This is a genomic window from Metapseudomonas boanensis (assembly GCF_018704125.1).
Taxonomy (GTDB): Bacteria; Pseudomonadota; Gammaproteobacteria; order Pseudomonadales; family Pseudomonadaceae; genus Metapseudomonas; species Metapseudomonas boanensis.
Map to the genome: position 1 here is coordinate 260,585 of NZ_JAGTIS010000001.1, position 25,351 is coordinate 285,935.

General features: G+C 59.3%; 28 protein-coding genes. 15 read left to right on the forward strand and 13 right to left on the reverse strand.

Annotation, left to right across the window (positions count from 1 at the left end; translation table 11 throughout):
- Positions 1-87 precede the first annotated feature (87 nt).
- The 5 genes from J7302_RS01190 to J7302_RS01210 all read left to right on the forward strand — a co-directional run bounded on the left by J7302_RS01190 (position 88) and on the right by J7302_RS01210 (position 3,245).
- On the forward strand, positions 88-396 hold the full coding sequence (locus tag J7302_RS01190) for a PepSY domain-containing protein (RefSeq protein ID WP_215369133.1): 309 nt from the start codon (positions 88-90) through the stop codon (positions 394-396).
- Entirely contained in the window at positions 396-710 is a 315-nt protein-coding gene (locus tag J7302_RS01195; RefSeq protein ID WP_215369141.1) for a PepSY domain-containing protein, read from the forward strand. The genes J7302_RS01190 and J7302_RS01195 overlap by 1 nt, the downstream gene beginning before the upstream one ends.
- On the forward strand, positions 710-1,378 hold the full coding sequence (locus J7302_RS01200) for a response regulator transcription factor (RefSeq protein WP_215369143.1): 669 nt from the start codon (positions 710-712) through the stop codon (positions 1,376-1,378). The genes J7302_RS01195 and J7302_RS01200 overlap by 1 nt, the downstream gene beginning before the upstream one ends.
- Positions 1,375-2,709: an ATP-binding protein gene (locus J7302_RS01205; protein WP_215369147.1), complete on the forward strand. Its 1,335-nt coding sequence runs from the start codon at positions 1,375-1,377 to the stop codon at positions 2,707-2,709. Before J7302_RS01200 ends, J7302_RS01205 begins: the two co-directional genes overlap by 4 nt.
- A 68-nt stretch (positions 2,710-2,777) precedes the next feature.
- The gene (locus J7302_RS01210) at positions 2,778-3,245 is read left to right on the forward strand and encodes a DUF3429 domain-containing protein (RefSeq protein WP_215369151.1); all 468 of its coding nucleotides are present in this window, start codon (positions 2,778-2,780) and stop codon (positions 3,243-3,245) included.
- Here the strand turns inward: J7302_RS01210 and J7302_RS01215 are convergent.
- Both J7302_RS01215 and pnuC read right to left on the reverse strand, forming a co-directional pair.
- Positions 3,231-3,758 (reverse strand): AAA family ATPase, encoded by a 528-nt coding sequence (locus tag J7302_RS01215; RefSeq protein ID WP_215369155.1) that lies wholly within the window; start codon positions 3,756-3,758, stop codon positions 3,231-3,233. The two genes, J7302_RS01210 and J7302_RS01215, sit on opposite strands and share 15 nt — an antisense overlap.
- The gene (gene pnuC / locus J7302_RS01220) at positions 3,755-4,321 is read right to left on the reverse strand and encodes a nicotinamide riboside transporter PnuC (RefSeq protein WP_215369165.1); all 567 of its coding nucleotides are present in this window, start codon (positions 4,319-4,321) and stop codon (positions 3,755-3,757) included. Before pnuC ends, J7302_RS01215 begins: the two co-directional genes overlap by 4 nt.
- Before the next feature lie 260 nt (positions 4,322-4,581).
- Between pnuC and J7302_RS01225 the strand changes: the two genes are divergently transcribed.
- Positions 4,582-5,412, forward strand: a complete 831-nt coding sequence (locus tag J7302_RS01225) for an undecaprenyl-diphosphate phosphatase (protein WP_215369169.1) — start codon at positions 4,582-4,584, stop codon at positions 5,410-5,412.
- A 64-nt stretch (positions 5,413-5,476) separates the two neighbouring features.
- Here J7302_RS01225 and J7302_RS01230 read toward each other — a convergent pair whose 3' ends face one another.
- Both J7302_RS01230 and J7302_RS01235 read right to left on the reverse strand, forming a co-directional pair.
- The gene (locus J7302_RS01230; protein WP_285899522.1) at positions 5,477-6,835 is read right to left on the reverse strand and encodes a heavy metal sensor histidine kinase; all 1,359 of its coding nucleotides are present in this window, start codon (positions 6,833-6,835) and stop codon (positions 5,477-5,479) included.
- Positions 6,835-7,515 (reverse strand): heavy metal response regulator transcription factor, encoded by a 681-nt coding sequence (locus J7302_RS01235; protein ID WP_215369173.1) that lies wholly within the window; start codon positions 7,513-7,515, stop codon positions 6,835-6,837. The genes J7302_RS01230 and J7302_RS01235 overlap by 1 nt, the downstream gene beginning before the upstream one ends.
- Before the next feature lie 158 nt (positions 7,516-7,673).
- Between J7302_RS01235 and queF the strand changes: the two genes are divergently transcribed.
- Complete coding sequence (gene queF / locus J7302_RS01240) at positions 7,674-8,504, forward strand: NADPH-dependent 7-cyano-7-deazaguanine reductase QueF (RefSeq protein WP_215369177.1); 831 nt, start codon at positions 7,674-7,676, stop codon at positions 8,502-8,504.
- 48 nt (positions 8,505-8,552) lie between these two features.
- Here queF and J7302_RS01245 read toward each other — a convergent pair whose 3' ends face one another.
- The 3 genes from J7302_RS01245 to J7302_RS01255 all read right to left on the reverse strand — a co-directional run bounded on the left by J7302_RS01245 (position 8,553) and on the right by J7302_RS01255 (position 10,175).
- A complete protein-coding gene (locus J7302_RS01245; RefSeq protein WP_215369180.1) occupies positions 8,553-8,816 on the reverse strand; it encodes a DUF4404 family protein in 264 nt (87 codons plus the stop codon).
- Positions 8,817-8,952: 136 nt separating this feature from the next.
- A complete protein-coding gene (locus J7302_RS01250) occupies positions 8,953-9,693 on the reverse strand; it encodes an HAD family phosphatase (protein WP_215369182.1) in 741 nt (246 codons plus the stop codon).
- 68 nt (positions 9,694-9,761) lie between these two features.
- Positions 9,762-10,175: an acyl-CoA thioesterase gene (locus J7302_RS01255; RefSeq protein ID WP_215369194.1), complete on the reverse strand. Its 414-nt coding sequence runs from the start codon at positions 10,173-10,175 to the stop codon at positions 9,762-9,764.
- A 104-nt stretch (positions 10,176-10,279) separates the two neighbouring features.
- Between J7302_RS01255 and J7302_RS01260 the strand changes: the two genes are divergently transcribed.
- On the forward strand, positions 10,280-10,981 hold the full coding sequence (locus tag J7302_RS01260; protein WP_215369196.1) for an MlaA family lipoprotein: 702 nt from the start codon (positions 10,280-10,282) through the stop codon (positions 10,979-10,981).
- A 48-nt stretch (positions 10,982-11,029) separates the two neighbouring features.
- On the opposite strand, the gene J7302_RS01265 is transcribed toward J7302_RS01260, so the two are convergent.
- Positions 11,030-11,299, reverse strand: coding sequence for a hypothetical protein (locus tag J7302_RS01265; RefSeq protein ID WP_215369204.1), 270 nt, complete (start codon positions 11,297-11,299; stop codon positions 11,030-11,032).
- 217 nt (positions 11,300-11,516) lie between these two features.
- On the opposite strand from J7302_RS01265, the gene rssB reads away from it, so the two are divergent.
- Positions 11,517-12,701, forward strand: a complete 1,185-nt coding sequence (rssB, locus tag J7302_RS01270) for a two-component system response regulator RssB (protein WP_215369213.1) — start codon at positions 11,517-11,519, stop codon at positions 12,699-12,701.
- Positions 12,698-13,180, forward strand: a complete 483-nt coding sequence (rssC, locus tag J7302_RS01275) for an anti-sigma factor antagonist RssC (protein WP_215369215.1) — start codon at positions 12,698-12,700, stop codon at positions 13,178-13,180. The genes rssB and rssC overlap by 4 nt, the downstream gene beginning before the upstream one ends.
- Before the next feature lie 60 nt (positions 13,181-13,240).
- On the opposite strand, the gene tal is transcribed toward rssC, so the two are convergent.
- Positions 13,241-14,167, reverse strand: coding sequence for a transaldolase (gene tal / locus J7302_RS01280; RefSeq protein WP_215369217.1), 927 nt, complete (start codon positions 14,165-14,167; stop codon positions 13,241-13,243).
- A gap of 221 nt (positions 14,168-14,388) precedes the next feature.
- Entirely contained in the window at positions 14,389-15,414 is a 1,026-nt protein-coding gene (gene dusA / locus J7302_RS01285; protein WP_215369221.1) for a tRNA dihydrouridine(20/20a) synthase DusA, read from the reverse strand.
- 85 nt (positions 15,415-15,499) lie between these two features.
- Here dusA and J7302_RS01290 point away from each other — a divergent pair, with 85 nt between their 5' ends.
- The gene (locus J7302_RS01290; RefSeq protein ID WP_215369225.1) at positions 15,500-16,621 is read left to right on the forward strand and encodes a tyrosine-type recombinase/integrase; all 1,122 of its coding nucleotides are present in this window, start codon (positions 15,500-15,502) and stop codon (positions 16,619-16,621) included.
- Here J7302_RS01290 and J7302_RS01295 read toward each other — a convergent pair.
- The 3 genes from J7302_RS01295 to J7302_RS01305 all read right to left on the reverse strand — a co-directional run bounded on the left by J7302_RS01295 (position 16,618) and on the right by J7302_RS01305 (position 20,623).
- Positions 16,618-16,899 (reverse strand): pyocin activator PrtN family protein, encoded by a 282-nt coding sequence (locus J7302_RS01295; protein WP_215369228.1) that lies wholly within the window; start codon positions 16,897-16,899, stop codon positions 16,618-16,620. The genes J7302_RS01290 and J7302_RS01295 overlap by 4 nt on opposite strands.
- On the reverse strand, positions 16,896-19,631 hold the full coding sequence (locus J7302_RS01300) for a hypothetical protein (protein ID WP_215369231.1): 2,736 nt from the start codon (positions 19,629-19,631) through the stop codon (positions 16,896-16,898). Before J7302_RS01300 ends, J7302_RS01295 begins: the two co-directional genes overlap by 4 nt.
- Before the next feature lie 509 nt (positions 19,632-20,140).
- The gene (locus tag J7302_RS01305) at positions 20,141-20,623 is read right to left on the reverse strand and encodes a hypothetical protein (RefSeq protein ID WP_215369234.1); all 483 of its coding nucleotides are present in this window, start codon (positions 20,621-20,623) and stop codon (positions 20,141-20,143) included.
- Between the two features lie 1,354 nt (positions 20,624-21,977).
- Between J7302_RS01305 and J7302_RS01310 the strand changes: the two genes are divergently transcribed.
- From J7302_RS01310 to J7302_RS01325, 4 genes are all read left to right on the forward strand, one after another.
- Positions 21,978-22,547, forward strand: coding sequence for a recombinase family protein (locus tag J7302_RS01310; RefSeq protein WP_215369236.1), 570 nt, complete (start codon positions 21,978-21,980; stop codon positions 22,545-22,547).
- Between the two features lie 1,358 nt (positions 22,548-23,905).
- On the forward strand, positions 23,906-24,043 hold the full coding sequence (locus J7302_RS26915) for a helix-turn-helix domain-containing protein (protein WP_349814420.1): 138 nt from the start codon (positions 23,906-23,908) through the stop codon (positions 24,041-24,043).
- Positions 24,044-24,727: 684 nt separating this feature from the next.
- Positions 24,728-24,973 (forward strand): hypothetical protein, encoded by a 246-nt coding sequence (locus J7302_RS01320; RefSeq protein ID WP_215369238.1) that lies wholly within the window; start codon positions 24,728-24,730, stop codon positions 24,971-24,973.
- Positions 24,970-25,194 carry a hypothetical protein gene (locus J7302_RS01325; protein WP_215369242.1) on the forward strand — a complete coding sequence of 75 codons (225 nt, stop codon included), beginning with the start codon at positions 24,970-24,972 and terminating at the stop codon, positions 25,192-25,194. The genes J7302_RS01320 and J7302_RS01325 overlap by 4 nt, the downstream gene beginning before the upstream one ends.
- Positions 25,195-25,351 lie beyond the last annotated feature (157 nt).

The following is a 25,351-nucleotide window of genomic DNA, read 5'->3' on the forward strand; positions in this document are numbered from 1 at the left end:
ATTGCGTTTAAGCAAATTCAGCTTCAATTAAGTGGCTCCAGGTAACTTGGCTCCATCGAAATCTGACAGTCCACTAGGAGCTGAGCCATGAAGAAACTCGCTACTCTGTTCGCCGCCACCGCTGTTCTTGCCGCTGCCGGTATGGCTCAAGCTCGTGATCTTGGCCCGGACGAGGCCCTCAAGCTGCGTGATGCAGGGACCATTCAATCCTTTGAGAAACTGAATGCGGCAGCGCTTGCCAAGCACCCTGGCGGAGCCATCAATGAGACCGAGCTTGAAGAGGAATACGGGCGCTACATCTACCAGGTGGAGTTGCGCGATGCCCAAAGCGTGCAATGGGATCTTGAGCTTGACGCTACCAGTGGCCAGATCCTCAAGGATCACCAGGACGACTGATGCGCTGGGTTTTGCGCTACAGCGGAATCATCGCCCTGATCCTGGCCTGCTTCGCTCTTGAGGCGATCGCGCGGGACCTGGATCAGGACGAAGCGCTGAAACTCCGCGAAGAGGGTGTCATTCTTCCCCTTGACCAGCTCATGCGCAGCGCCCTGGGGCAATACCCGGGGGCGCGCCTCCTTGAGGCCGAGCTGGAAGAGGAGGATGACGTCTACATTTACGAGGTGGAATTGCTGACCGCCGACGGTACAGTGCGCGAACTGGAACTGGATGCTCGGGACGGGCGCATCCTGAAGGATGAGGAAGACGACTGATGCGCTTGTTGTTGGTGGAAGACCATGTGCCACTGGCGGATGAGCTGACCAGTAATCTGGGACGGCAGGGATATGCCGTGGACTGGCTCACGGATGGCCGTGACGCGTCGCATCAGGGAGCCAGTGAACCTTATGACTTGATCATCCTTGACCTTGGGTTGCCGGGAAAGCCGGGGCTGGATGTGCTGCGAGAGTGGCGCGCAGGTGGTGTCACGACTCCGGTGCTGGTGTTGACGGCCCGCGGCTCATGGGCTGAGCGAATCGAGGGGCTCAAGGCAGGGGCCGACGACTACCTGACCAAACCATTCCACCCCGAAGAGCTGGCCTTGCGCATCCAGGCCTTGCTCCGCCGCGCTCATGGGCTGGCCAACCAGGCACAGCTGGAGGCTGCTGGCTTGCAGTTGGATGAAAGCCGCCAATGCGTGAGTCGACATGGTGAGGAAGTTCAGCTCACCGCGGCTGAGTTTCGCTTGCTACGTTACTTCATGCTTCATTCTGGTCAATTGCTCTCCAAGAGCCACCTGGCCGAGCACCTTTACGATGGTGAAACGGAGCGTGACTCCAATGTCATCGAGGTCCATGTGAACCACCTGCGGCGCAAGCTGGGGCGGGAGGTCATCGAGACGCGAAGGGGGCAAGGCTACCGTTTCACCGGTGGGAACCAATGAGTTCGATCCAGCGTCGGCTGAGTCTTGGCCTGATCGGCACCTTGCTGCTTGTCGGGCTGGTGCTGGCGCAGACGAGTCTCTGGTTGTTCGACCTGGGCTTGCGGCGTTACCTCGCCAAGGGACTGCAGAGCGAAGCTGAATTGCTGCTGGGATCGCTCGTCCGGGGGGCCAGCGGTCTCCAACTGGACGAGCAGCGTCTCAATCCTGCTCACCAGCAGCCGTATTCCGGTCGCTATTTCATTATTCAGTTGGACGATCATCCGTGGCGTTCCCGCTCACTCTGGGACAGCGAGCTGGCGATGCCTGCCCAGGTAGGCCTTGCTTCAGGGTTGCTGAAAGGGCCAGGGGGGCAGGAGCTACTTGCTTGGCGTGGTGATTATCGCCGCTTTGGTCGTCAGGTCCGGATTGCCGTGGCGCAGGACTACACCCCGGTGCTGGAAAGCTTCCGCAGGATCCAGTGGACGGGCATGGCGCTTGGGGTCGCAGGGTTGGCGCTCATTCTCGCCTTGCAGCGCATTACTGTGCGCCGGGCCTTGCGACCCCTGGAGGACGTGCGTCACCAGATCGCCCAGTTGCAGCAGGGGCAACGCAGCGAGCTCGACCAGCGGGTGCCGCTTGAGCTGGAACCGCTGGTGGCCCAGATCAACCACCTATTGGCGCATACGGAAGGTACATTGATGCGCTCGCGCAATGCCCTCGGCAACCTGGGGCATGCACTGAAAACCCCCTTGGCGGTGTTGATGAGCCTGACTGAGCGCGACGAGATTCGAGCTATGCCAGAGCTACGTGCGAGGCTGCGTGACCAGTTGGAGCAAATCGAGCAGCGCTTAGGGCGTGAGCTGGGGCGCGCGAGGATGGCCGGTGAGGCGCTGCCGGGCGCGCATTTCGATTGTGCAGCAGAGTTGCCGAGCTTGCTTGCAACCTTGACCATGGTTCATGGCTCCGGTCTTGATCTGGTCTGGCAAGCGCCAGAGGGGCTGCGCTTGCCGTGGGACCGCGAGGATCTTCTGGAACTGCTAGGCAATCTCCTGGACAACGCCTGCAAGTGGGCCGACAGCAAGGTGAGCCTGACCATCTCAGCGGAGAAGGAGGGATACAGCTTGTGTGTAGACGACGATGGCCCCGGCATTGCAGAGGGGAAGCGTGAAGAGGTGCTCAGTCGTGGAACCCGTCTGGATGAGCAGGTGGCTGGGCATGGGCTCGGCCTTGGCATCGTGCGTGACATTGTCGATGCCTGGGGCGGGCGCATGAGTCTTCTCGACAGCCCCTTGGGCGGTTTGCGCGTTCGCGTTGATTTGCCCCCGCGAAGCCCGGCAGGCAAGCCCGCTTGACCTGCCTCAGCGCAGGAATCGCGGGCGCTGATACGCTTCAATCAATCGATATTGAACAGGAAGGCAATATGCATCCCTTCGACTCGCCGCAGCCGCCACGCCTGGCAGTGCTTCTAGGTTATGCGGGGCTCTTGCCCTTCGCAAGCGGTGCCTTGGGCATCTGGTTCACCCCTGTAGGTTGGCGGCCGTTGGTGTTGGCGGCTCTGCTGGACTACGCAGCGGTGATCCTGGGATTCATGGGGGCTATTCATTGGGGATTGGCGATGCGGGCCCATGAGGAGAGCGAGGCCGCCCGTTTGCAGTTGGGGCTTTCAGTGATACCGGCATTGCTCGGTTGGTTCGCTGTAGCGGCGGTGTTGCCGGTATTGTTGGCTATAGGGTTGTTGCTGGTGGCCTATATCGGCCTTTACCTGGCCGATCTGCATGCGGTGCGCCTTGGATTGGCGCCGGCATGGTACGGACCGTTGCGTCGTCCACTGACGTTTGCGGTGGTCGTTTGCCTACTGGTTACCTGGTGCGGGTTACTGCTTGCCTAACCAGCGTTCCAACCAGTCGAGGGCTTGATGGCGTCGCTCCTTCCAGGAGCCTTCGAGTACGAGGTACGGTCGCTGATGTTGGTCCAGCCAGTCTCGGCAGTCATTGAAGAACGCTTTGCGGTCAGCCAGTTGTGGCTGGCACCGCTGGCCGTCGTCGATCCACTCCATTTGCTCGGGGTTCAGCAGGAAATGAAAGTCGTATCGCCGGGCCAGCAGTTCGGACTCCAGCCAGCCGGGGCAGGTCCCAAACAGCCTTTGGCTCCAGAGCAGGTTGCTCAGCAGATGGGTGTCGAGGATCAGCAGGGGCGGACGTTCGGCGCGCGCGGCATCCTCCCAGGCAAGCTGGCCACGGGCGATGGTGGGAATGTCGGTATAGCAGGTGTCACGCTGTTCCTGATCGATGAAGTGGCGGACGTACTCCCCGACGATGAGCCCGCCAGCCGCTGCCTGGATCTCGTTGGCCAAGGCGCTCTTGCCGCTGGATTCCGGCCCCGTCAGAGCCAATATCTTCATGTCGCCGCTAGGACCGGGTCGCGACGCCATGCATTCCAGCCTTGCACGGCGAGCAAAGTGAAAAGCGCATAAAGGGCTGCTGTGAGGTACAGGCCCTTGTCGAGGAACAGCACGACAAAAAGCACGTCCAAGGCAATCCAGAGTAGCCAGCACTCCACGCGCTTCTGAGCCATCCACCACTGGGCTACCAAGCTGAATGCAGTCAGGGCTGCGTCCATCCAGGGGGCTGCTGCATCGGTCCAGTTCGCCATGGCATAGCCAAGGGCCACGCTGCCCGCAGTGCCGGCCAGCATGCCGATACCCAGCTGTGCAGAGGTCAATCGGCTTACCTGGCGGCCACCTTGAGCAGCGCTGCTGCGGGTCCATTGTCGCCAGCCATAAAGTTGCAGGGCGGCATAGACCAGTTGCAGGAGCATGTCCGAATAGAGCTTCACTTCGAAGAATATCCAGCTGTACATCAGCACCATGACGAGGCCGATCGGCCAGCACCAGGGATTTTGTCGGGTGGTGAGCCAAACGGCCAGGACCCCAAGGGCAGCGGCGGAGAGTTCAAGCGGCGACACGAGAAGGCCTCAAAGCGTGGACGGGCAATTGTACCGACTTGCTCGTCCAGGTGCCGCGAAACGCATGGGCTTTCGGCCTCACTTTGGCTCGTCATCTCTGTTAGGATTTCGCCCGCCGTGGATGGGCATGCGTGACAGCCCGTCGTTTCGGAACCAGTGCCAATGGCTCTCGGTCTATCACGGCCAGCCTCACTGGGCTTACAGCTATCCGCACACTCAGCATGGGCCACCTTTAAGGCGAGCCTCGGGGGAATGTTTTGATGGATTTCATGACGGCCATGCAGGCCATCATTCTAGGGATTGTCGAGGGACTGACAGAGTTCCTTCCGATATCCAGTACTGGGCACCAGATCGTTGTTGCCGACTTGCTGGGCTTTACTGGTGAGCGTGCCATTGCCTTCAACATCATCATCCAGCTTGCGGCCATCCTGGCCGTGGTCTGGGAGTATCGGAACAAGATCATCGAAGTGGTAGTTGGGCTGCCAACCCAGCAAAAGGCGCAGCGTTTCACTGTTAACCTGCTGGTCGCCTTCCTGCCCGCCGTTGTGCTGGGCGTCTCGTTTGCCGACCTTATCCACCACTACTTGTTCAACCCGATCACTGTGGCGAGCGCACTGGTGGTCGGAGGTGTCGTGATGCTTTGGGCCGAGCAGCGCACTCACCGAATCCAGGCGGAAACAGTCGATGACATGTCCTGGAAGCATGCCTTGAAGGTCGGTTGTGCTCAGTGCCTGGCACTGATCCCGGGTACGTCCCGATCCGGCGCAACGATCATCGGCGGCCTTCTGTTCGGTCTTTCCCGCAAGGCGGCTACAGAGTTTTCCTTCTTCCTCGCAATGCCCACCATGGTCGGCGCTGCGGTTTACTCCGGATACAAGTACCGCGACCTGTTCCAGCCAGGCGACCTGCCGGTCTTCGCGCTGGGCTTCGTGGTGTCGTTCATCTTCGCAATGATCGCCGTGCGCGGGCTGCTGAAGTTCATTGGCAGCCACAGCTATGCCGCCTTTGCCTGGTACCGTATCGGCTTCGGTCTGTTGATCCTGGCGACCTGGCAATTCGGCATGATCGACTGGTCGACTGCCCAAGGCTGAGGCCTGTTCCAGAATCGTGGATCAAGGCGTGCTCCGGGCACGCCTTGATCGTTTCCGGGGGGGGCTAAAACCCAGTCGGAAACTGAATGATGAAGCGCGTCCAGCCGTCCGCTGATTCGCAGCGGATCTCGCCGCCATGGGCCTGTATGATAGAGCGAGTAATGGCCAGCCCCAGGCCAGCGTGCTCTCCGCCTTCCCGCCGAGCCGGATCAGCACGGACGAATCGGTCAAAAAGCCTTGGAATAAGCTCGGCAGCGATGACCGGCCCTGTGTTGGCAACGGTCAGGCGCAGGCCACGCGCATCGTGTTCCAGTTTCAGGTCGATGGCGCCTCCAGCAGGCGTGAAGCGCAGGGCGTTATCCAGCAGGTTGGAAAGCGCACGTTGAAGCATGCTTTGGTCAGCACTGACGCGCGCTTCGCCGGTGCGGCTGATCTGCACCTCGCTTTCTTCGGTCAGCGGGCTATAGAACTCGATCAGGGCATCCAGTTCTGCTGCCAGGTCGAGTGGCTCACGGCGAGCGGTGATCAGGCCGTGCTCCGCCTTGGCCAGAAACAGCATGTCGCTCACCATCTGCGCCAGCCGCTGCAGCTCTTCCAGATTCGAATGCAGCGTTTCGCGGTAATCATCTGCGCGCCGGGGATGGCTTAGGGTGACTTGGGTCTGTGTTAGCAGGTTCGACAGTGGTGTGCGAAGCTCGTGGGCGATGTCTGCCGAGAATGCGGACAGCCGTTGGAAACCGTCGTCCAGGCGTGCGAGCATGGCATTGAAGGCCCCCGTCAGCTCCACCAGTTCCTGCGGCACGCCATCCTCGGTGAGGCGGGTGGTGAGCGAACTGGCGGACACTCCGGCGGCAACGTTGGCCATCTGATGCAGGGGCCGCAGGCCCTGGCGTGCGACCCAAGCACCGAGAAGTGCCGTCGCCAGCGCGGAAAGCCCGACTGTAAGCCAGATCAGTGCCTGCATCCGTTCGAGAAAGTGCTGGTGATGGGTAATGTCCAGCAGCAGCGTGATGTCTGCGGAGCTCGGCCCGTCAAGCCGTAAAGGCGCGCGGAGCACCCGGTAGTCGATGCCGCCTTCGCGCCAGCGTTGCAGGCCTGGCTGGGGCGGGGGAGAGGTGCTCTGCCCCGTCAGCGTATTGAACCAGATTCGCCCATCGTTGCCGTCGAGGCGTAGGTCAAGGTCTGGGTGTTGGGTCAGCACTTGCCGCAAGGCGGGTAAGCTCCCGGGAAGTGCCGCCGCTGTGTCGACCTGCCTTAACGCGCTTCGGAACAGCTCAAGACGGCCTTCGAGCAGCTGCTGGTCGAGCTCAATGAAGTGCGCTTCGCTGGCTCGACTGAAGAGAGCGCCCGCGACCAGCGACACCGTTGCCGTGCAGGCGGCGAAGAGCAGGCTCATTCGGGCGGTGAGGGAAAGCCTGCGCATCATGGTTCGCGGCCCTCAAGGACATAGCCGATGCCGCGTATGGTGTGGATCAGCTTGGGTTGGAAGGCGTCATCCACCTTCGCGCGCAAGCGGCGGATAGCGACTTCGATGACATTGGTTTCGCTGTCGAAGTTGATGCCCCAGACCCGTGAAGCGATCAGTGCTTTTGGCAGCACTTCACCCTGGCTGCGGAGCAGGAGCTCCAGTAGGGCGAACTCCTTGGACGTCAGGTCAATTCGCTGGCCGTTGCGCTCCACGCGACGACTGAGCAAGTCCAGGCGCAGGTTGGCGGCTTCGAGGCTGGTGTCCTGCGGCATGGGACTGCCGCGGCGCAGCAGGGTACGAACTCGCGCAAGCAACTCGGCAAAGGCGAAGGGCTTCACCAAGTAATCGTCGGCCCCTAGCTCAAGCCCTTGCACCCGGTCCTCGATGGCGTCTCGGGCCGTCAGGAACAAAACTGGTTGTTGCAGGCCTGCCTCACGCATGGCTGCCAATACCTGCCAACCGTCGCGGCCTGGGAGCATCACGTCCAGGATCACCAGGTCGTGCTCACCGCTCACGGCGCGCGTTTGGCCGCTGAGCCCATCGGTGGCGAGTTCGACGAGAAATCCAGCCTCGGTCAGGCCCTGTCGCAGGGACTGGCCAGTCTTGGGTTCGTCTTCAACAATCAATAATTTCATGGCGTACTCATGCTGAATCTCGCTGCCTTATACCGTTACTACCGGGGAAGAGGCGCAAACTGACAAAGATGTAACACTTGAGGTCTGGCTTGCATTCGATTTTTCAGCAGTCGCCAGGATGTATACAATTGGCCAGATTCAATCCTCAGGTCCGCCCTATGCAACACCCTGCCGAACAATCGCCGCTGGGCAAGTCCAGCGAATATGTCAGCACCTACAGCCCTTCACTGCTGTTCCCCATCTCCAGGGCCACCAAGTGGAACGAGTTGGGGTTGACTGCCAGTAATCTGCCTTATGTGGGCGTGGATTACTGGAATTGCTATGAGCTGTCCTGGCTGACCGCATCAGGTAAACCCGTCGTGGCTATTGGTGAGTTCGCCATCCCTGCGGACTCGCCGAACATCATTGAGTCAAAATCCTTCAAGCTCTACCTGAACTCCTTGAATCAATCCGTGTTCAGCAGTGCGACTGAGTTGGAACGCGTTCTGGAGCAGGACCTCTCTGCGACCGCAGGTGCTCCGGTAAAGGTGCGCGTACGAACCCTGGTTGAGGTAGAGGCCGAGGGTGTGGCCAAGCTACCCGGAACCTGCATTGATGATCTCGATGTGAACATCAGCAATTATGAGCAGCCGCAGCCCGGTTTGCTGCGTGCCGATGCTGGCCACTTGGTCGAGGAAAGCCTGCACAGCCATCTGCTCAAGTCCAATTGCCCTGTCACCGGGCAGCCGGACTGGGGCACCTTGGTGGTGCAGTACAAGGGTTTGAAGCTCGATCATGCGAGTTTCCTCGCTTACCTGGTGAGCTTCCGCCAGCATGCGGATTTCCACGAGCAGTGTGTCGAGCGGATCTTCCTCGATCTACAGAAGCTGCTGCAGCCGGAGCTGCTGACGGTCTATGCCCGCTACGTGCGTCGTGGTGGCCTGGATATCAACCCATACCGCAGCACCCACGAGCAGGCTGTCGACAACTGTCGCCTCGTACGTCAGTGAATGAAAACCCCTGCACCTGAGGCCGGGGTTTTGCATCTGTGTGCTGGGTCAGATGCCCATGTTCGCCAAGCTTTGCAGGATGTTGCGCAGGGTGACGGTGAGAGTTGGATGGCGTGTTTCAAAACGCTCTACGGCCAGATTGACGCCATCTACCAGCGACGCGTCCGGAGCACTGGCGGCATCACGCGCCAGGCGCAACTCGATCTCTTGCATCAGTTCGATGAGTGATGCGCGCTCATCGTCATCCAGCGGCGGGTCCTCGGCCAGTTGATCGCGTAGGTCTTGCAGTTGCTGCTGCAGGCGTTCAGGCATGTTGTGCTTCCTCTTCCAATGACACTGGAGTGGACCTTCGCTCATTACCAAAGGTCCCGCATGCCTACAGATTAATCCAGCCAGGGCTGGCCTGCCTGATACGGGTCAAATGGGACACGTTGTCCAGATGTTGGCTTTACGGTTTTTCGCCCTTTTGCCGACGGACTGCAAGATCGACGAGGCATGGCCCGAGCTCACCGAGGTGGTCAATCACTGAATGTGCGCCCAGTCGGTAGAGCTCCAGGGTCGCCACTGCGCGAAGGCGATCGCGCTCTGTACTGTCGAGCGCGTGCCAGTCGGACGGAGCCTTGCCGCAGAGCACCCCGCTCGTGGCCAGTCCGATGGTCCAGAGCCCCGCATTCAGGCCTGCCTGCAGCAGGCGGGGGGATGCGCTGACCACGACACAGCCGGCCAGCCTGTCAACACCCAGGCTGCTCAATGCTTGCCAGCATTGGTCGGGCGCCGGCCAGGGGCGGCCAGCGACGGGGCTGCTGCCAGGCAGCCAGGCGGGTAGGGGGGTAGCGAGGTTCGCGCAGGTCTTCGGCGGCAGCTCGTCGAGCCAAGCGCAAGGGACCCCCTGAAACGCCTTGGGTTCGGCTAACTGCTCCAGATCTGTAACGGTTTCGGAGTGTTCAAGCGCAGCCTGTTGCAGGTGCTGCTCGAAGAGCTCTCGCTGCGCAGTGGTGGCTGGCGCAGCCAGGGCGTGAGCAAGCGCTGCGTCCGCTGGAAGAGCGCAAGCTTCCGCCAGCCTTCCTGCTGGACAGTTGGGCAGCAGTCGGCCGAGTGCCACGGGCAGGGTTCGGGCGCCGAAGTCGACCAGGCAGCCAGAGAGACCAAAGAGGATTGCGTTGAAGCGAGGCAGTGGGTTGCGTGGCATGGGACGTCATCCTGACGATATCGCCACAGGTTAATTGCCAGAAGTGACGCTTATGTGACGTCTTGAAGTCAGCGGCTTTGCGTCAATAGACGGCGAAGGGTATCTGGCACGGGAATTGGTCTGTTGCTGTCGTGATCGATCCAGACCAGTTTGCAATGCCCTTCGCCATAGGGTGTGTCGGGGGTCTCGAGTGTGCCGAGGCGATGCTCGACGACCAGGCTGCTTCTCCCCAAGGCACCGGCGTATAGCTGGATCACTACCGTTGCCGGGTGTACCACTGGCCTGAGGTATGTGTGCAGCGTCTGCAGCACCACTGGCCCATGGGGTACGTTGTTCATGGCGATGCCGAGGCTCTCGAACCACGCAACGCGAGCTTCTTCCAGATACTGGATGTAGAGCGTGTTGTTGACGTGGCCGTAGCTATCCATATCGCCCCAGCGAACTGGGATATGGGCAGTATGAAGTAACGTTTTTTCCTGCATCGACGCTGTCCGCTATGCTGGCTGGGCGGGGGAATGCCTTATACTGCGCGCCCTGCACAGGCGGTTGCGCGCCGCCACACTACGTTTCTCAAGGAGAGTCTGCAATGTATTTGAACGGTGCTCGGTGGGTCGATCGCCTTGGTCGCCTGGTTGCCTGCCTTGGCCTGACACTGCTCCCCGTGTTCGTCAGCGCGTCCGAAGATGATCCGTGGGAAGGCGTCAACCGGGCGATCTTTCGATTCAATGACACCCTCGACATCTACGCGCTCAAGCCGGTTGCCAAGGGATACCAGGCCGTCACTCCGCAGTTTCTGGAGGACGGTGTTCACAACATCTTCGGCAACATTGGCGATGTGCGTAACCTGGCCAACGACCTGTTTCAGGCCAAATTCCACGCTGCGGGAGTCGACACGAGTCGGCTGATCTTCAACACCAGCTTCGGTCTGCTGGGTTTCTTCGATGTTGCGACCAAGATGGGCCTGCAGCGCAATGATGAGGATTTCGGTCAGACCCTCGGTTACTGGGGCGTTTCCAGCGGCCCCTACGTCGTGTTGCCGCTCCTCGGTCCAAGCACCGTACGGGATGCGGGTGGCAAGATCCCCGATACGTTCGCTTCGCCGTACAGATACATTGATCACGTACCGACCCGTAACGTGACCCGTGCCGTGGACGTCGTAGATACGCGCGCCAACCTGCTTTCTGCAGAGAAGATGATCACGGGTGACAAGTACATCTTCATTCGTAACGCCTTCCTGCAGAACCGCGAATTCAAGGTCAAGGATGGCGAGGTGGTGGACGACTTCTAAGTCATAACCAATGCACGAAAGGCGGCCACTTGGCCTAATGCCAGTCAGCTAAGCATTTAGCCCAGCCCAGTAAACGGGAGAAGGGACCGAAAGCCTTGTCTGATTGGCATTGGCTACTTGGCCGCCTTTTTGTTTCCATTCTTTGCCGGGGATCAGCAGATCTGAATGACGGCGAAGCAGCGCCGCGCGGTCGTTGTTGGAGAGGTCTGGGCATGAGGTGGGGTATTGCCTGCCTCGATGCTCAATAACGGCCTTGTTGAGCGACTGCATCCTGATGAAACGGAGCGTCTCGCTCTCGTGGCGGTCATCCAGCTCCACGCTTATTCTCTTTTCTGATCGCTGAATCTCAATGAGCCTCTTATAACTTCCGGCGATTTCTGATGTAAAGGCGGGGCCTGGCCAGCTTGACTGGCTTGAATCGCCCAGCGGATGGGAGTACCGTCTGCGCCTTGAAGCGAACCCCCGTAATCGTACTCGGGCCTTAGGTCGGGTGCTTAGGTCAACCCATCCCTGGCGCCGTTTGCCTGGATACTCCATGCACAATCCCAGTGCCAAGCTGCTGATTATTGATGATGACGAGGTAGTGCGCGCGAGTCTCGCCGCCTACTTGGAAGACAGTGGGTTCAGCGTTCGACAGGCCAGCAACGGCCTGCAGGGGCTGCAGGACTTCGAGCGGGAGCGCCCGGACGTAGTGATCTGCGACCTGCGCATGCCCCAAGTCGATGGCCTGGAACTGATCCGCCGTATCTCGGAGTTGGAAGCTGAAACCCCGGTAATCGTGGTATCCGGCGCCGGCGTCATGAGTGATGCCGTCGAGGCCTTGCGCCTGGGCGCTGCGGACTACCTGATCAAACCCCTGGAAGATCTGGCTGTGCTCGAGCACTCGGTGCGTCGCGCGCTTGACCGTGCCGCATTACGGCTGGAGAACCGTCGCTATCGCGAGAAGCTGGAGACCGCCAATCGCGAGCTTCAGGCCAGCCTACATCTGCTGCAGGAAGACCAGAACGCGGGGCGTCAGGTGCAGATGAACATGCTGCCGGTGACGCCTTGGGAGGTCGATGGCCTCAAGTTCGCGCACCAGATCATTCCGTCGCTCTATCTCTCCGGGGATTTCGTCGACTATTTTCGCGTCGACGAGCGCCGCGTTGCGTTCTACCTGGCCGACGTTTCCGGCCATGGAGCTTCTTCGGCATTCGTTACGGTGTTGCTCAAGTTCATGACCACTCGCCTGCTCTATGAGTCCCGGCGCAACGGTACGCTGCCCGAGTTCAAGCCTTCCGAGGTGCTTGGGCATATCAACCGTGGCCTGATCAACTGCAAGTTGGGCAAGCATGTGACGATGTTGGGCGGCGTAATCGACGAAGATAGTGGAAAACTGACCTACAGCATTGGTGGGCATCTGCCTCTACCCGTGATGTTCAGTGAAGGTAAGGCCAGTTATCTGCCTGGCAAGGGCTTGCCGGTGGGGCTGTTCGAGGAGGCGAGCTATGATGATCAAGTCATCGATCTGCCGTCGTCCTTCAGTCTGACCTTGCTTTCTGACGGTATTCTGGACCTTTTGCCCGGCGATACCCTCAAAGAGAAAGAAGCAGCGTTGCCGGACATGGTATGTGCTGCTGGTGGCAGTCTGGATGGCTTGCGAAAAGTATTTGGGCTGGCCAGCCTGGGCGAGATGCCGGATGATATTGCCTTGCTGGTGTTGAGCAGGAACGTTGCATGAGTACCGGTAAAATTCAGTTCGCCGAAATGGACGGTACCTTCGTCCTCAAGTTTGTCGGAGAAATCCGACTGACCTTGTGTTCGGCCCTGGATTCCACCATCGAAAAGATCTTCACGGCGCTGAACTTCTCGGCGATCGTCATCGACCTCACGGAGACCCGGAGCATTGACAGCACTACGCTGGGCCTGTTGGCCAAGCTGTCCATCCTTTCGCGGCAGAAAGTAGGGTTGTTGCCGACTGTGGTGACCACTCACCCCGATATCACTCGGCTGCTCCAGTCCATGGGCTTCGACCAGGTATTCAATATCGTCGGTAATCCGGTGCCATGTCCGGAGTGCCTGGAAGACTTGCCGCCGCAGGACCAGACCGAAGAGATCGTCCGTACCAAGGTGCTCGAAGCGCACCGCATCCTGATGGGGCTCAACGAGTCCAACCGCGAAGCCTTCCACGACCTTGTCAGCGCGCTCGAGCGTAGCTGATTCCGGATTTACCAAACGTTGATTGAAGCGCACAGCCACACGGCTGTGCGCGGTTGGTGATTAGCGTCGGGCGGCCAGCAGGGCCTCCAGCTTCTCCTGGTCCCGGGCGAACAGGCGGATACCCTCTGCCAGCTTCTCGGTTGCCATAGCGTCGTCGTTCAACTGCCAGCGGAAATGCGCTTCGTCGAGCACTAGGCGCTCTTCACCTTGTGCGCCAGGGCTGAGCTTGCGATCCAACGGGGCTTGGTCGTCCGCCAATTGCTGAAGGAGTTCCGGGCTGATGGTCAGGCGGTCACAACCGGCCAAGGCCTCGATCTGCCCCAGATTTCGGAAGCTGGCGCCCATCACTACGGTCTTGTAACCATTGGCCTTGTAGTAACGATAAATGCGTGAAACCGATTGCACGCCAGGGTCGTCTGCACCGCAGAAATCGCGACCCTCAGCCTTCTTGTACCAGTCGTAGATGCGACCGACGAACGGGGAAATGAGGAATACTCCTGCATCGGCGCAGGCTGCCGCCTGAGCGAAATTGAAGAGCAGGGTCAGGTTGGTCTGAACGCCGGCGCGCTCCAGTTGTTCAGCTGCGCGGATGCCTTCCCAGGTGGACGCGATCTTGATGAGCACTCGCTCGCGCCCAATGCCCGCCTGCTCATAGAGGCCGATCAGGCGCTCGGCGCGACGCAACGTAGCGTTGGTGTCAAATGACAGACGTGCATCGACTTCCGTGGAGATTCGCCCTGGGATCACCTTCAGTATTTCTTGGCCAACCGCAACGCCGAAGCGGTCGCACGCCAGCCCAAGATCGCCCTGGCTGCCTGCGACGGCGCCGTCCAGCAGCTCCGCGTAACGTGGCATGGCGGCGGCCTTGAGGAGCAGGGAAGGGTTGGTCGTGGCATCCACCGGCTTGAGACGGACGATGGCGTCCAGATCACCGGTATCGGCGACCACGGTGGTGTACTGCTTGAGTTGGTCCAGCTTGGAGGTCATGGCAAAACCTTGTCGTGGTGGATGGGGTGACCTTACCCGAGCCGCTATGGCGGCTCAACGGGGGCGTAAGGCCTTTTTACAGGCTTCACGAGCTGACCCGCAGACCGTGCGACGAAGTTCCCTTGAAAGGACGAAGCGCATCGTTTGGCCACGACAAGCCTGCGATCAAACAGAAGGTGGGGATGCCGAAAGGCGGGCTGCCCGCCCGCAGGCCGAACCAGTCAGTGTCCGCGCAGTAGCTCCGCTGCTTGATCGAGCAGCGCCAGGGGGGCGTTCGTTTTGTGCACGTCCACCGACAGCAGTTGACGGAAACGCCGGGCGCCAGGGAAACCCTGGGCCAGGCCCAGGACATGGCGGGTGATGTGGTGCATTACCCCGCCTTCCTGCAGGTGGCGCTCGATGTACGGGCGCATGGCCGCCAGCGCCTCGGCACGGCTGGGCTGGGCGATGGTGCTGCCGAACAGCGCAGCATCGACTTCTGCCAGCAGGTACGGGTTGTGGTACGCCTCCCGCCCCAGCATCACGCCATCGAAGGTCTGCAGGTGCTCCAGGCATTCGGCCACGGTCTTGATCCCGCCATTGAGGATGACCTCCAGGTCCGGGAAATCCCGTTTTAGCTGGGCCGCGACGTCATAGCGCAGGGGGGGGATTTCGCGGTTTTCCTTGGGCGAAAGCCCTTCGAGAATGGCGATGCGCGCATGCACGGTGAAACTCCGGCAACCGGTCTCGCGTACCTGGCCCACAAAATCGCAGAGCTCTGCGTAGCTGTCACGGCCGTTGATGCCGATTCGATGCTTGACCGTTACCGGAATCTCCACGGCATCCAGCATGGCTTTCACGCAATCGGCCACCAGCCTCGGGTGGCCCATCAGGCAGGCGCCGATCATGTTGTTCTGCACCCGGTCGCTGGGGCAGCCGACGTTCAGGTTGACTTCATCGTAGCCAGCTTCCTGGGCCATCCGTGCGCACGCCGCCAAGTCTGCTGGCACGCTGCCGCCCAACTGCAGGGCAAGCGGGTGCTCGCTTTCGTCATGCCGCAGAAAGCGCGCCCGATCGCCATGCAGCAGCGCACCGGTCGTGACCATCTCGGTATAAAGCAGCGCGTGACTGGAGAGCTGGCGCAGGAAAAATCGACAGTGGCGGTCAGTCCAATCCATCATGGGTGCAACAGAAAACCTCCTGTTTACCGCTGGCCTTGATGTTTCGGGCCTTGTGGCTTGATTTATGAGGGTTTCTGCTGTGTTCATTTGCTTCCGTTTACGCTCGTTTTCGCTTGTTTTTGACCATGGGTTGCTACAATGTAGCAAATCGAATCGGGCGTGTAGCAAATCCATGGGAACTATCACTCTCCGCAAGCGCAAGGACGGCTCTGCACGGTATACCGCGCAGATCAGGATCATGCGTCAGGGCGCTACAGTTTATCAGGAAAGCCAGACGTTCGATCGGAAGGCCACTGCGCAGGCCTGGATCAAGCGGCGAGAAACGGAGTTGGCTGAGCCCGGTGCTATTGCAAAGGCCAATCGTAAGGGCGTGACGGTCAAAGAAATGATCGAGCGCTACCTTGATGAGTACGAAAAGATCAGGCCGCTGGGTAAGACCAAGCGTGCAACGCTCAAGGCGATTAGTGAAACATGGCTTGGCGAGCTTGAAGACACGCAAATCACTAGCCAGCAGCTGGTCGAGTACGGCAATCGACGAATGCAGGAGGACGGCATTCAGGCGCAAACGCTCGGGAATGACCTGGCCCATTTAGGGGCCGTATTGTCCGTCGTAAGACCGGCATGGGGGTTCGACATTGACCCGATGGCCATGCCTGATGCGCGTCGTGTGCTGCGCAACATGGGGGCTGTGACTAAGAGTAGAGAGAGGAGCCGCCGGCCAACGCTTGCCGAGTTGGACAGGTTACTGACCTACTTTTCCGAAATGCGCGAACGCCGCAAGCAGCAGATTGATATGGTGCGGGTGATTTTGTTTGCGCTGTTTTCGACGCGCCGCCAAGAGGAGATAACACGTATTCGCTGGGATGCCGTGGATGAGGTAGGGCAGCGCGTGTTGATCACCGACATGAAGAATCCGGGCCAGAAGTACGGGAATGATGTGTGGTGCCTGGTTCCAGATGAAGCGTGGCGACTGATCCAGTCAATGCCCCGCATTGCCGCGGAGGTGTTCCCCTATAACTGTCGGTCCGTGTCGGCATCGTTTACGCGTGCCTGCAGCTTCCTGGAGATAGGCGACCTGCATTTTCACGATTTGCGCCATGAGGGTGTTAGTCGGCTATTTGAGATGGGGTGGGATATTCCCAAGGTGGCCAGCGTGTCGGGACATCGGGATTGGAACTCGATGCGGCGCTATACGCACCTGCGGGGGAATGGTGATCCCTGTGATCCTTACAAGGATTGGCCATGGCTGGAAAGGGCAGTAAGCGGCCCAGTAGTAGGGGCTATGTCGGGTTAGGAGGCGCGGCTTACGCCGCGCCCCATCAACTTATTGTGTTCGGCTTTAGCTTTGCTGTGCTGGGCGTCGAGGTACGCAGCCAGGTCGTTAAGATGGACCCCCCGCGCCGATTTCTGGCTGCTCTCGATCGGCACCAGAGTGAGGTCAATCTGGCCTGAGGCGATCTTGAGCTTCATCTTCTCCGGCGTCAGGTGGCTGAAATAGTCGGCGCAGACCTTCTCAAGTGGGATGATTGCCAGCCCGTTGTACTGGGCCATCAGCAGAAAAATGGTATTCATACAGCGCTCCCGCAACCCAGCTTGTCGATGTCCACGTCCTTTTCCTTCAGTTCCTTCAGCGACAGGAAGAGCATTGGTCGTCCGTCGGCCATGCCGGCATATGGCTCGTACTTAACAAAGTAGGGTTCCTCCTGGATCAATTTGACGAACTGCGTGTCGCTGTCGATCACCGGTACGCAGCGCTGCTCGGCGTTGCAGAAGTGGATGTATTTGGCGTGCGCCAATACTGGGTCGAGGATCAAATACTCGGAAGTCACCGCGTAGTGCAGACCGGCGTGCAGGTAAACTTGGCCCACCGTGGCTGCCTCGCTGCTACGCGAAACAGCGATGATCACCATGAGCTTTTGCAAGACCAGATCAGTCTCACTTTGTACGGAGCTGTCGCGGTCATTGGCAAAACACTCGGTCACCGCCTTGATCACCGGCTTGAGGGCCTCTAGCGTCTTTTCCAGGTGCAACTGAAAACAGATTTCCTGGAGCTTCCACAAGCCGACCAGGCAGACCTGCAGTGAGTGGCGCGGGCGGTCATCCATCAGCTCGGTGACCATTTCCGACGCTTTGTCCATCAGCTGCTCAATCTCGTCGATCGAGGTGGTCAAGGCGCGGACCATAAGCGCCTTGCCCAGGCGGCGCAGCTGCATGCGGTGCTTCTTCGCGTCATTGAACTCGTCGCGATATGGGCCGCGCTTCTTCTTGGTAAGGTGGACACGGACGGCGCGTTCCTGGATCGCGGGAATCTCGATTTCCTGCTCGGAGATCACGATGCATGGGGCCGACGCTGGGATTGCTACCGCCTCGGCGCCGAAGCGGTTTAGGCTGCGCGCGTTCGGTCGTCCCTTCAGCGTAGCCTCGCCGTTCCAGGTCGCCTTGATCCGCTCGCCCACCTCGGCGTACTTGGCGGCGGTCATCTTCGACTTGTTGTATTCCTCGACGATGCGCGGCACGGTCGTGGTGCCGGCGAGGTACTCGAGCATGCCGTAGTGTGAGGTAGACGGCGCGCTGACCCCGTGGTCCTGCTGCATGTAGTCGGTGCCGTTCAGCCAGGTGATCAGGCCGGCGGTCATGCTCTTCCCGGAGCCGGCGCTGCCCCACAGCGAGAGCACCGGGAACTGGCTGAAGAGGTGCATCAGATGGGTGCGGAAGTGCGCTGCGACACACCAGCCGATCATCAACCCGACCTCGTACTTGCTGTTGATCCGTAGGAGGTTGGCCATGGCGTGATCCACCTCCAGGTCACCCTTCTCGGCCATGGTGCAGTGCGCGAAGTACGGACGGGCCTGCAGGGTGCCGAAGAACTGGTGGGTGCCGCGCACCTTGACGCTGTTCACGCTCATGTCCGGCTCGACGTAGGTGAACAGCGGGATGTCGTCTACGAAATCGAGGTGTATCCCGCAGGTGTGCACTCGGTAAACCTCGCCCACGACCTGATCCTCCTGGTTAAAAATAGCGGTCATGATTCGCTGTACGTCTAAGTCGGTGCCTTGGAAGGTCACGTCCATGCCGCTGAATTCACGGCTAAAGGCGTTGCGGCTGAGGAAGGAGTCTTCCTTGAACAATATCGTGCCCAGCTCGACGCCGCCCTTTATTACCGCCATGCGGGTGGCCACGCGGCGCGGACTGGAGCCGTCCTGTGGCACGTCGATAAACACGTCCTGCGGCTGCAGCAGGAAGTTGGTCAGGCGCCGCTTGGCCTCACCCGACCGTATGTAGTAGCCGTCGGCCAGCGCCTCGGCCTTCAAGTCGAGGTCGTTGTCGTCCGCGTTGCTGCTCCCTTTGGCGATGGGGCAGCCTTCACAGGGGCGCTTGCTCAGCAGGGCGCGGATCGCGTTGCAGCCGAAGCTGAAGCTCGGGGTGTGCTCGACGTAGCGCGCCTGCGCCTCGATGTGGTCGCGGCGCGCCTTGGGCGTGGTGAACTTGCTCGACTTGCCGTTGCTCGCCAGCCGTGAGGCCAAGCTGTCGGCGACGGTCTGCGGCACGCCGGCGCGGACGATGTAGGTGGCGAGCTGGGTGGCCTGCTGGTTGAAGCTGGCGTCGCCCTTCACGTCCTTGTTGTCGCAGAACGCCTGGATGCAGGCCGGCACCGGCTCGCGGATTTTCTCCATGTCCGACGAGCTGGCGATGATCACCACCTTGGGCTTGGCGTTGACGCGCTTCTTGGCCTCTTCAAACATGGCCTTCAGCTCGTGGACCACGAGGCCTTGCGGGTCATCGAACTCGGCGGCGCGCGGGCCTTTCACCCATTCGCGGTAGGTCGCCTCGTCCAGCCCCTCCAGCTCGTCGACGGTCACCGGCACGCGGTAATTGCCGTCGGCGCGCTGCAGGTTGGCGATGCGGAAACTGTTGCCCCGGCCGCCGCTGTAGACGGCGAAGTCGAGGCCGAGGACGAACAGCTCGCGGGCCATCTCCTTGTAGATTTCCGGCAGGCGCAGCATGAACCGGCGACTGGTGAACAGGCTTTCCGGGACCAGCACGTGCAGGCCCTTGGAGCCGGACAGGAAGACCTGGATCACGTACTTCGGCACACCCATCCTGACCAGCTTGCCGACCAGTTCCTTGCCGCTGGCGATGGCCAGCGGCAGGTTGTCCTTGCAGTCGATGTCGAAGTACAGCGGCCCCCGGTAGGCCAGCTTGTCGCGGTTACGCGGCACCTCGGGATCGGTGCCGTCGGAGACTATCTGGTCCACTGCCAGGATCGTGAGTTTCTTTGCGCCACTGGCCTTTGCCATTTCCACTGGGTTATCCCCGGATTTGAACGACAGAACAGTCCACGCATCTTTCTCAGAGCGCTGAATGTAGTGATACATATTATCCCCTTGTCGACTTTATGACTTCGGTGTGTCTCGTAAATAACTCCAGAGGAAGGCGTTCTCTTGCCCGGTTGATTCCTTTCGGTCGAAAACCGAGGAGTAATTGACGAGCCGGTCGAATACGGCGTTGTCTATGTGGTCAGCGAAATTGGTGAGGTACAATTAGGTCGCGAAGAAGTTTCTGGCATGCGGAGCGTATATGCCTGGCGTCCCTTGGTGGCGTTTGGAGTGCATGTTTGGAGTTGTTGTTATTTATATTTATCGAGCGCGCAGAAAATCCCTGTGATTTGAAGTTTGTGTAGTTGAGAGGGTTGGGGCTGAAGCCCCCGATGAGCTGAGGTGGAACTCGAGTTGCGGGGCTTTATTTCTTGTATTCAGCCTTCGCTTCGTAGGTTAATGAGTTTCTGGATTTTTTCCCAGGACTGCTAAGCAGGCTAAGGGCTTACTGGGTTTTCAGGTTGTGCAAAGTTGTAAGTGGTACCGCGTTGCTCGGCCTCCTTAGCCACATGTTCAGCAAGAGCAGTGAATGGCTGAACAGTGCGCATTTGTTTGGCCGTAATCCGTTGCAAGACCAGGGGGCGCTTGTTCCGGGGGTAGCGACGGCCATGCTCGTCGAACGTAGGGCGAAACAAGCGGTAGTCTTCTTCCTGGAGACCGCGAGTCTCGATGGTCTTGCGGAGATTGCTGGCGGTCGGGCGATTTGGCAGCGATACCACCAGCAGACTCCCCGGCGTCATCTGGCTGTACGCCAAGGCCAAGGAGTCGTAGATAACGGTGGATTGGCTGAACTGCTGGCCTCGGCCGCTAGCCTCGCTCGTCATGCGGGCGTAGCCGGGGGTGTCGGTCTCGATGACCTTGTATGCGATTTCGTCAGTAGTCCAGGCCGGTTTTGCAGAGGTGCCGTCCTTGATCCCCATGTACTTAACTCCTTTCGGTTATGGCTACGTGCGTCTACTGCCTGCTTCGAGTATGAACACACATCTGCAGATCTGCCGACAGAAGGCCTGGATTCATCGCGCTTTCCCGGGGAATGTTGCTCGGAATTCCAAGCAAGAGTGGTCGGAGCCCCATAACCCGTAAGCCCTGTGCTTGATCGCTTTGATGCGGTTATCCACAGCCGTCAGGGGGGGATGGCTAAAATTTTTAGATTTTTTTTTTCGCGCATTTCCGGAGAAATAGGCTATGGGTAGCTCTCCTTGATGCGCTTGCTCACGCCCTCCAAGACCCTGTTATGCACGGGAACTCACCACCACCAGCCGCTGATCTCAAAGGCTCTGACTGTCGCGACCAGGCGACGCTTGTCGAGCGTCTTAGAAGGAGTGCCAGTGCAGATTGGTCAGGCGCCTGACATGGCAGATGGGGTGCGGTTGGAGTAAGCCTTCAAGCTGGATTCGCAGGCGCTGGATCCGGCGGGGTAACAGCTCCAGGCAGTCGATCCATTCGGTCACTCTCCCACCACGCAGTCAGCCGACGTGGCGTAGCGGCAGACGGAGCGGAGCACGCTGGTCGAACAGGTTGGCCGCGATCGCGCGGGCGAGGTGCGCCCGAATCCTGTTGAATCCCAGGTTTTTCCCATTTGACGCCCTGAGAGGTGGCGGGAAAACCGCGCTGACTCGCCCAACAGTTCGGCGGTTGCTTCAAACAACTGCATAGCTCAACAACCGACTAAGAGGCTTAGGACGCGTTCGGCCATTCTCTTGGGCGTAGTTTCTCGCAGGAAAATTATTTTGGGAGGTTGAGTTTTAGAAAGCGTAGGTGACCTAAGGCAATGTGATTGTTAGGTAGATTTGATTATTCAGAAATATATCGCTCGGGGAGAGGTGAGTTGTGTGTTGGTTATGTAGATGCCTCAGGATGGATTGGTCCTTCCCAGTGATTTTGTACTGAGTACCGACGGTTTTTATTGAGTGGGAAATATGGCGAGGAGCTCTGGCTTGAGTTGTGTGGGAGTGTGTTTTTAAAAAAGGTGTGGGCGGGGTGGATTAATTTTTTGTAGGAATTTTATTGGGGCATCGCTGCGGATATTCAAAAATAATCTTGCTGATTTAGTGATTGGTTTGGTGTGTTGTTATATATCTGTATACGGATTTATATGTCTGTATTTGTCTTTGGGTTTTCAGTAATCCAGGTTGGGAGGTTTTAGGTGGTCTCCCAATAGGGCTGGCTCATGTGAATGCAGGAAAGTCCCGGCCTAAACCTCCCATATAAGTAGGTTTTGCTTTTTGAGAGGTGGGCTGTCACAGCATCTAGAACGTATATGGGAGAAGAACGATGGATATTGGTTATGCCCGCACCTCAACCATTGAGCAAGAGGCTGGTTTTGAGGCCCAGCTGCGTGAACTGGAACTATGCGGTTGTGAAAAAATATTCAAGGAGCAGGTGTCATCCGTTGCTCATCGTGCCCAGTTAGATGCGGCGATTGAGTTTTCCCGCGAGGGGGACACCTTCGTTGTCACCAAGCTTGACCGGTTGGCCCGTTCGATCGGGGACTTGCTCCAGATACTGCGCCGACTGGAGCTGAAGTTGGTTGAGGTGCGGATCCTCAATCTGGGCCTGGATACCAGCACACCCACCGGCAAGCTGATTTTGACCGTATTGGGCGGTGTGGCCGAGTGGGAGCGAACCATGATGCTCGAGCGGCAGCGCGAGGGGATTGCCAAAGCGAAGAAGGCTGGCAAGTACAAGGGGCGCAAGCCCATCCATGAGGACAAGCGGGCCGCCATTGTCAGCTTAGCGCGCGAAGGTGTGCCCAAAGCCAGGATTGCCCAGCAGGTAGGTGTTGGCCAGGCCACTGTTTACCGTGCGTTGGCGGCCAGTCGGGCGGCCGGCGCCAGCGATTAGCCGGGGCACGCATGACGCAGCGGGGCGTTGCGTGGGCTTCAAGGGATCAAGAGGGAAAAGGCTGCAGGTAAATGAAAAGGCCGTCCCTTAGACGCGGACCTGCACGCCCGGATCAAGCTGTGCTTGGAAGTAGGCATGTCGATCAGAAGTGCAAACCATTGTTTGCCAGTGCGCCAATTCCTCGGGACAGAAGAGGGTACAGGCACTCCTTGTCCTTGAGTGTGAACTATGAACGGGACAAATCCCTCTTCGAAAACTAGGCCTGAATTCGTCCCAAATTTCCCGCCAGGCAGCCCAGCCCCTTCGAGATAGTGGCCCTCACAGCAGGTGACGAAGCTAGAGCTTCATGTTCTGCTTTGTTAGTGGATTCTGCTTGGGGATTCATAGGATTACCCACCCTGTGCCAGCCGGCATAGGTCAGCGAGCCCTCTGCGATTGGTAGGGCGGCAGCATCCCCAACGCGCAGCATGCTTAGCGCAGGTTAGGAAGCGCACCTTCATATAGCTGAACTGGCGCCTGCTCAGTGTCACGGCGCGATGCGATCTGCCTGATCACTCATGCCCTGCCCGCTGGATGCGCTTTTCGCCCACAGGTAACCCGCATCGGTATTGACCACGTTCCCTCGCCGTGCGGCAGCCAGTCGTGCTGCCTGACATCAGCTCCGTTGGCTAGCGTGCAGACGACGCTGTGCCCCTGGGGTGCTTAACGTCCTGGTATTTGCTGAACCCGACGCATGAAGTCTTGTGCAGGGGGGGGCGGCCGTAAGGAGCCGGCAGGAAGGGGGCGGGGCTCCCGCAGGGTGGAGTATTGTCCTTCTACCTTTCCTTATTCTTATGTATATATATTTTATATTTAATAAATATTTATATTATTAGATGAGGAGGTCTGAAAAGAAAGGCAAGGTGCCGCGGTGAAAATTACCTAATCGGACAACCCTCAGAAATTAAGTCGCTAAGTCATCATGCTTGACACAGGGACTTGTTGGCTGTGTAGCCTGCTTGGGTTGGTGTTTTGCTTGTTTTTTGTTTTTTACAATAAAATCAATATGTTGTGATTTTCATCTGGATACTGTGTTTTGAGCGAAAAATCGTCATTAGCGCTACGCGCTCTACTGATTCTGGTGAAAATTGAAATTGCAAGAAAATAATCGTTAAAGTATCTGGGAAATGGTGAGTACGAAAGCGTAGAACTCAGAAACTCAATTTATGGTCAAAAAGTCGCTACGCGAAGATTGTTGCTTCATTTTCCGTGCAACTGCCACCGTTTCGCCTGCACATCGGTTCGGTGAACACAATCGCCGCCCCGCGTGAACTGGACATCACGATGCCCGCTGCCCGCTGCCCGCTGCCCGCTGCCCGCTGCCCGCTGCCCGGGTCGAGGGTCTACGCGAGACCGGACACCTGATCACGGCGCAGCGCCTCACCCAGCAGGACGAAAGCGGCCGAGCCCATCACGACGTGGCGCTGTACTGCCTGGGACGCCCCTGTCCGATCTAGAGGGCGCAGCCACCGAGTCGAGGATCACGAGCCGTTCATCCTCGCCACTCTGCTGCCACAGATCCTCGGCTAGGCCAGCCGCACTGGCCATCCAGCAGAGGTGGTCGCGCTGGTAGTGTGCACGGTCCTCGCGACCATTCTGCAGCCTCTGGGACTGGGCCGTGAAGCACTGATCCAGTAAATCTACGCCGCGCATCTGCACACCCACGAAGCTCCGGCAGGGTAGCGCTGATGGCCCTTGCGCTCCCCTCCCGCTGGAGCTATGGTTCGCCTGTCACGGTCAATCCCGTGACCGGGTTTGGCGACTCGAATATCAAGTTGGCGCTCAGGCGCCCCAAGACCATTGCTGGCGCTTTTTTTGTGCCTGCAATGCAGTGTCATGGTGGCTGTGCGTGGGAGACCGAAAGGTCTGCCGGGTGCCAACTTGCCCGGTTCGCCAACCCGCGCACAGCTGCCTCCCCTAATCGTTTGGCGACGATTCGTGGCAGCTCCATTTTTCAAGTTGGAGCGTCACCCATGACCACTGGCAATCCGTCTGCACACGCCTCCGCCTGGAGGGCTCGTGCCCTCGCTATCCTGCGCGGCATCTCCTCCCTGTCCGTCCGCCTGGCCCGCTACAACGCCGCTATGGCCCATGCCCGCGCCCCAGGAGCCGCCTTTTCAGCAAGCTGCAGGGGGCGTGCAATGAACGCGCCTCGCCCGGCGACCTCCAGCGCCAATGATGTCCTCGAGCTGGTCCGCGCCAGCCCTGAGCAGGTCGCCATGCTCGCTGCGCTACTGAAGGCCATTCGGATGGAGGTCATTGCGGACACACCCGCTCACCGCTTGGCCGCCCGCAGCTGGCAATCTGCTAATGATTGGGCGGAAGGCCTGGACGGTATGACCAAGGATCTCCAGCGGCAGTTGGACGCTATAGGAGGTGAGCAATGAGTAAGCTTGCCCGTATTGCCGGTCAGCACGGCAATCGCATGGTTGTCGCCGGCTGTGCCCTCAACACCATCGCCGACCTGCTCGGTTGTGATGGGGTGGAACACCACCTGAGCGCCCAGCAAGTCAACGGCCTGCACCATGCCGTCAAGGCGCTCGCCGGCTTGATACAGATCGCCGGCTTTGAGCTGTGCGAACACGCCGAACAGGAGGGGAAGCACTGATCAAGGCCAACTGGAACGATCTCCTCCCCACCACCGAGCAGATCCAGGCGTTGCCGCTGGATCTGCTGGCGCAGCCGGCCGTGCCTGCTCGGAGTGCCGCGTTACCCCAGGCTATGGTTATGGCGTTACCTCCATCGGGTATCTGCTCGTCGGCACA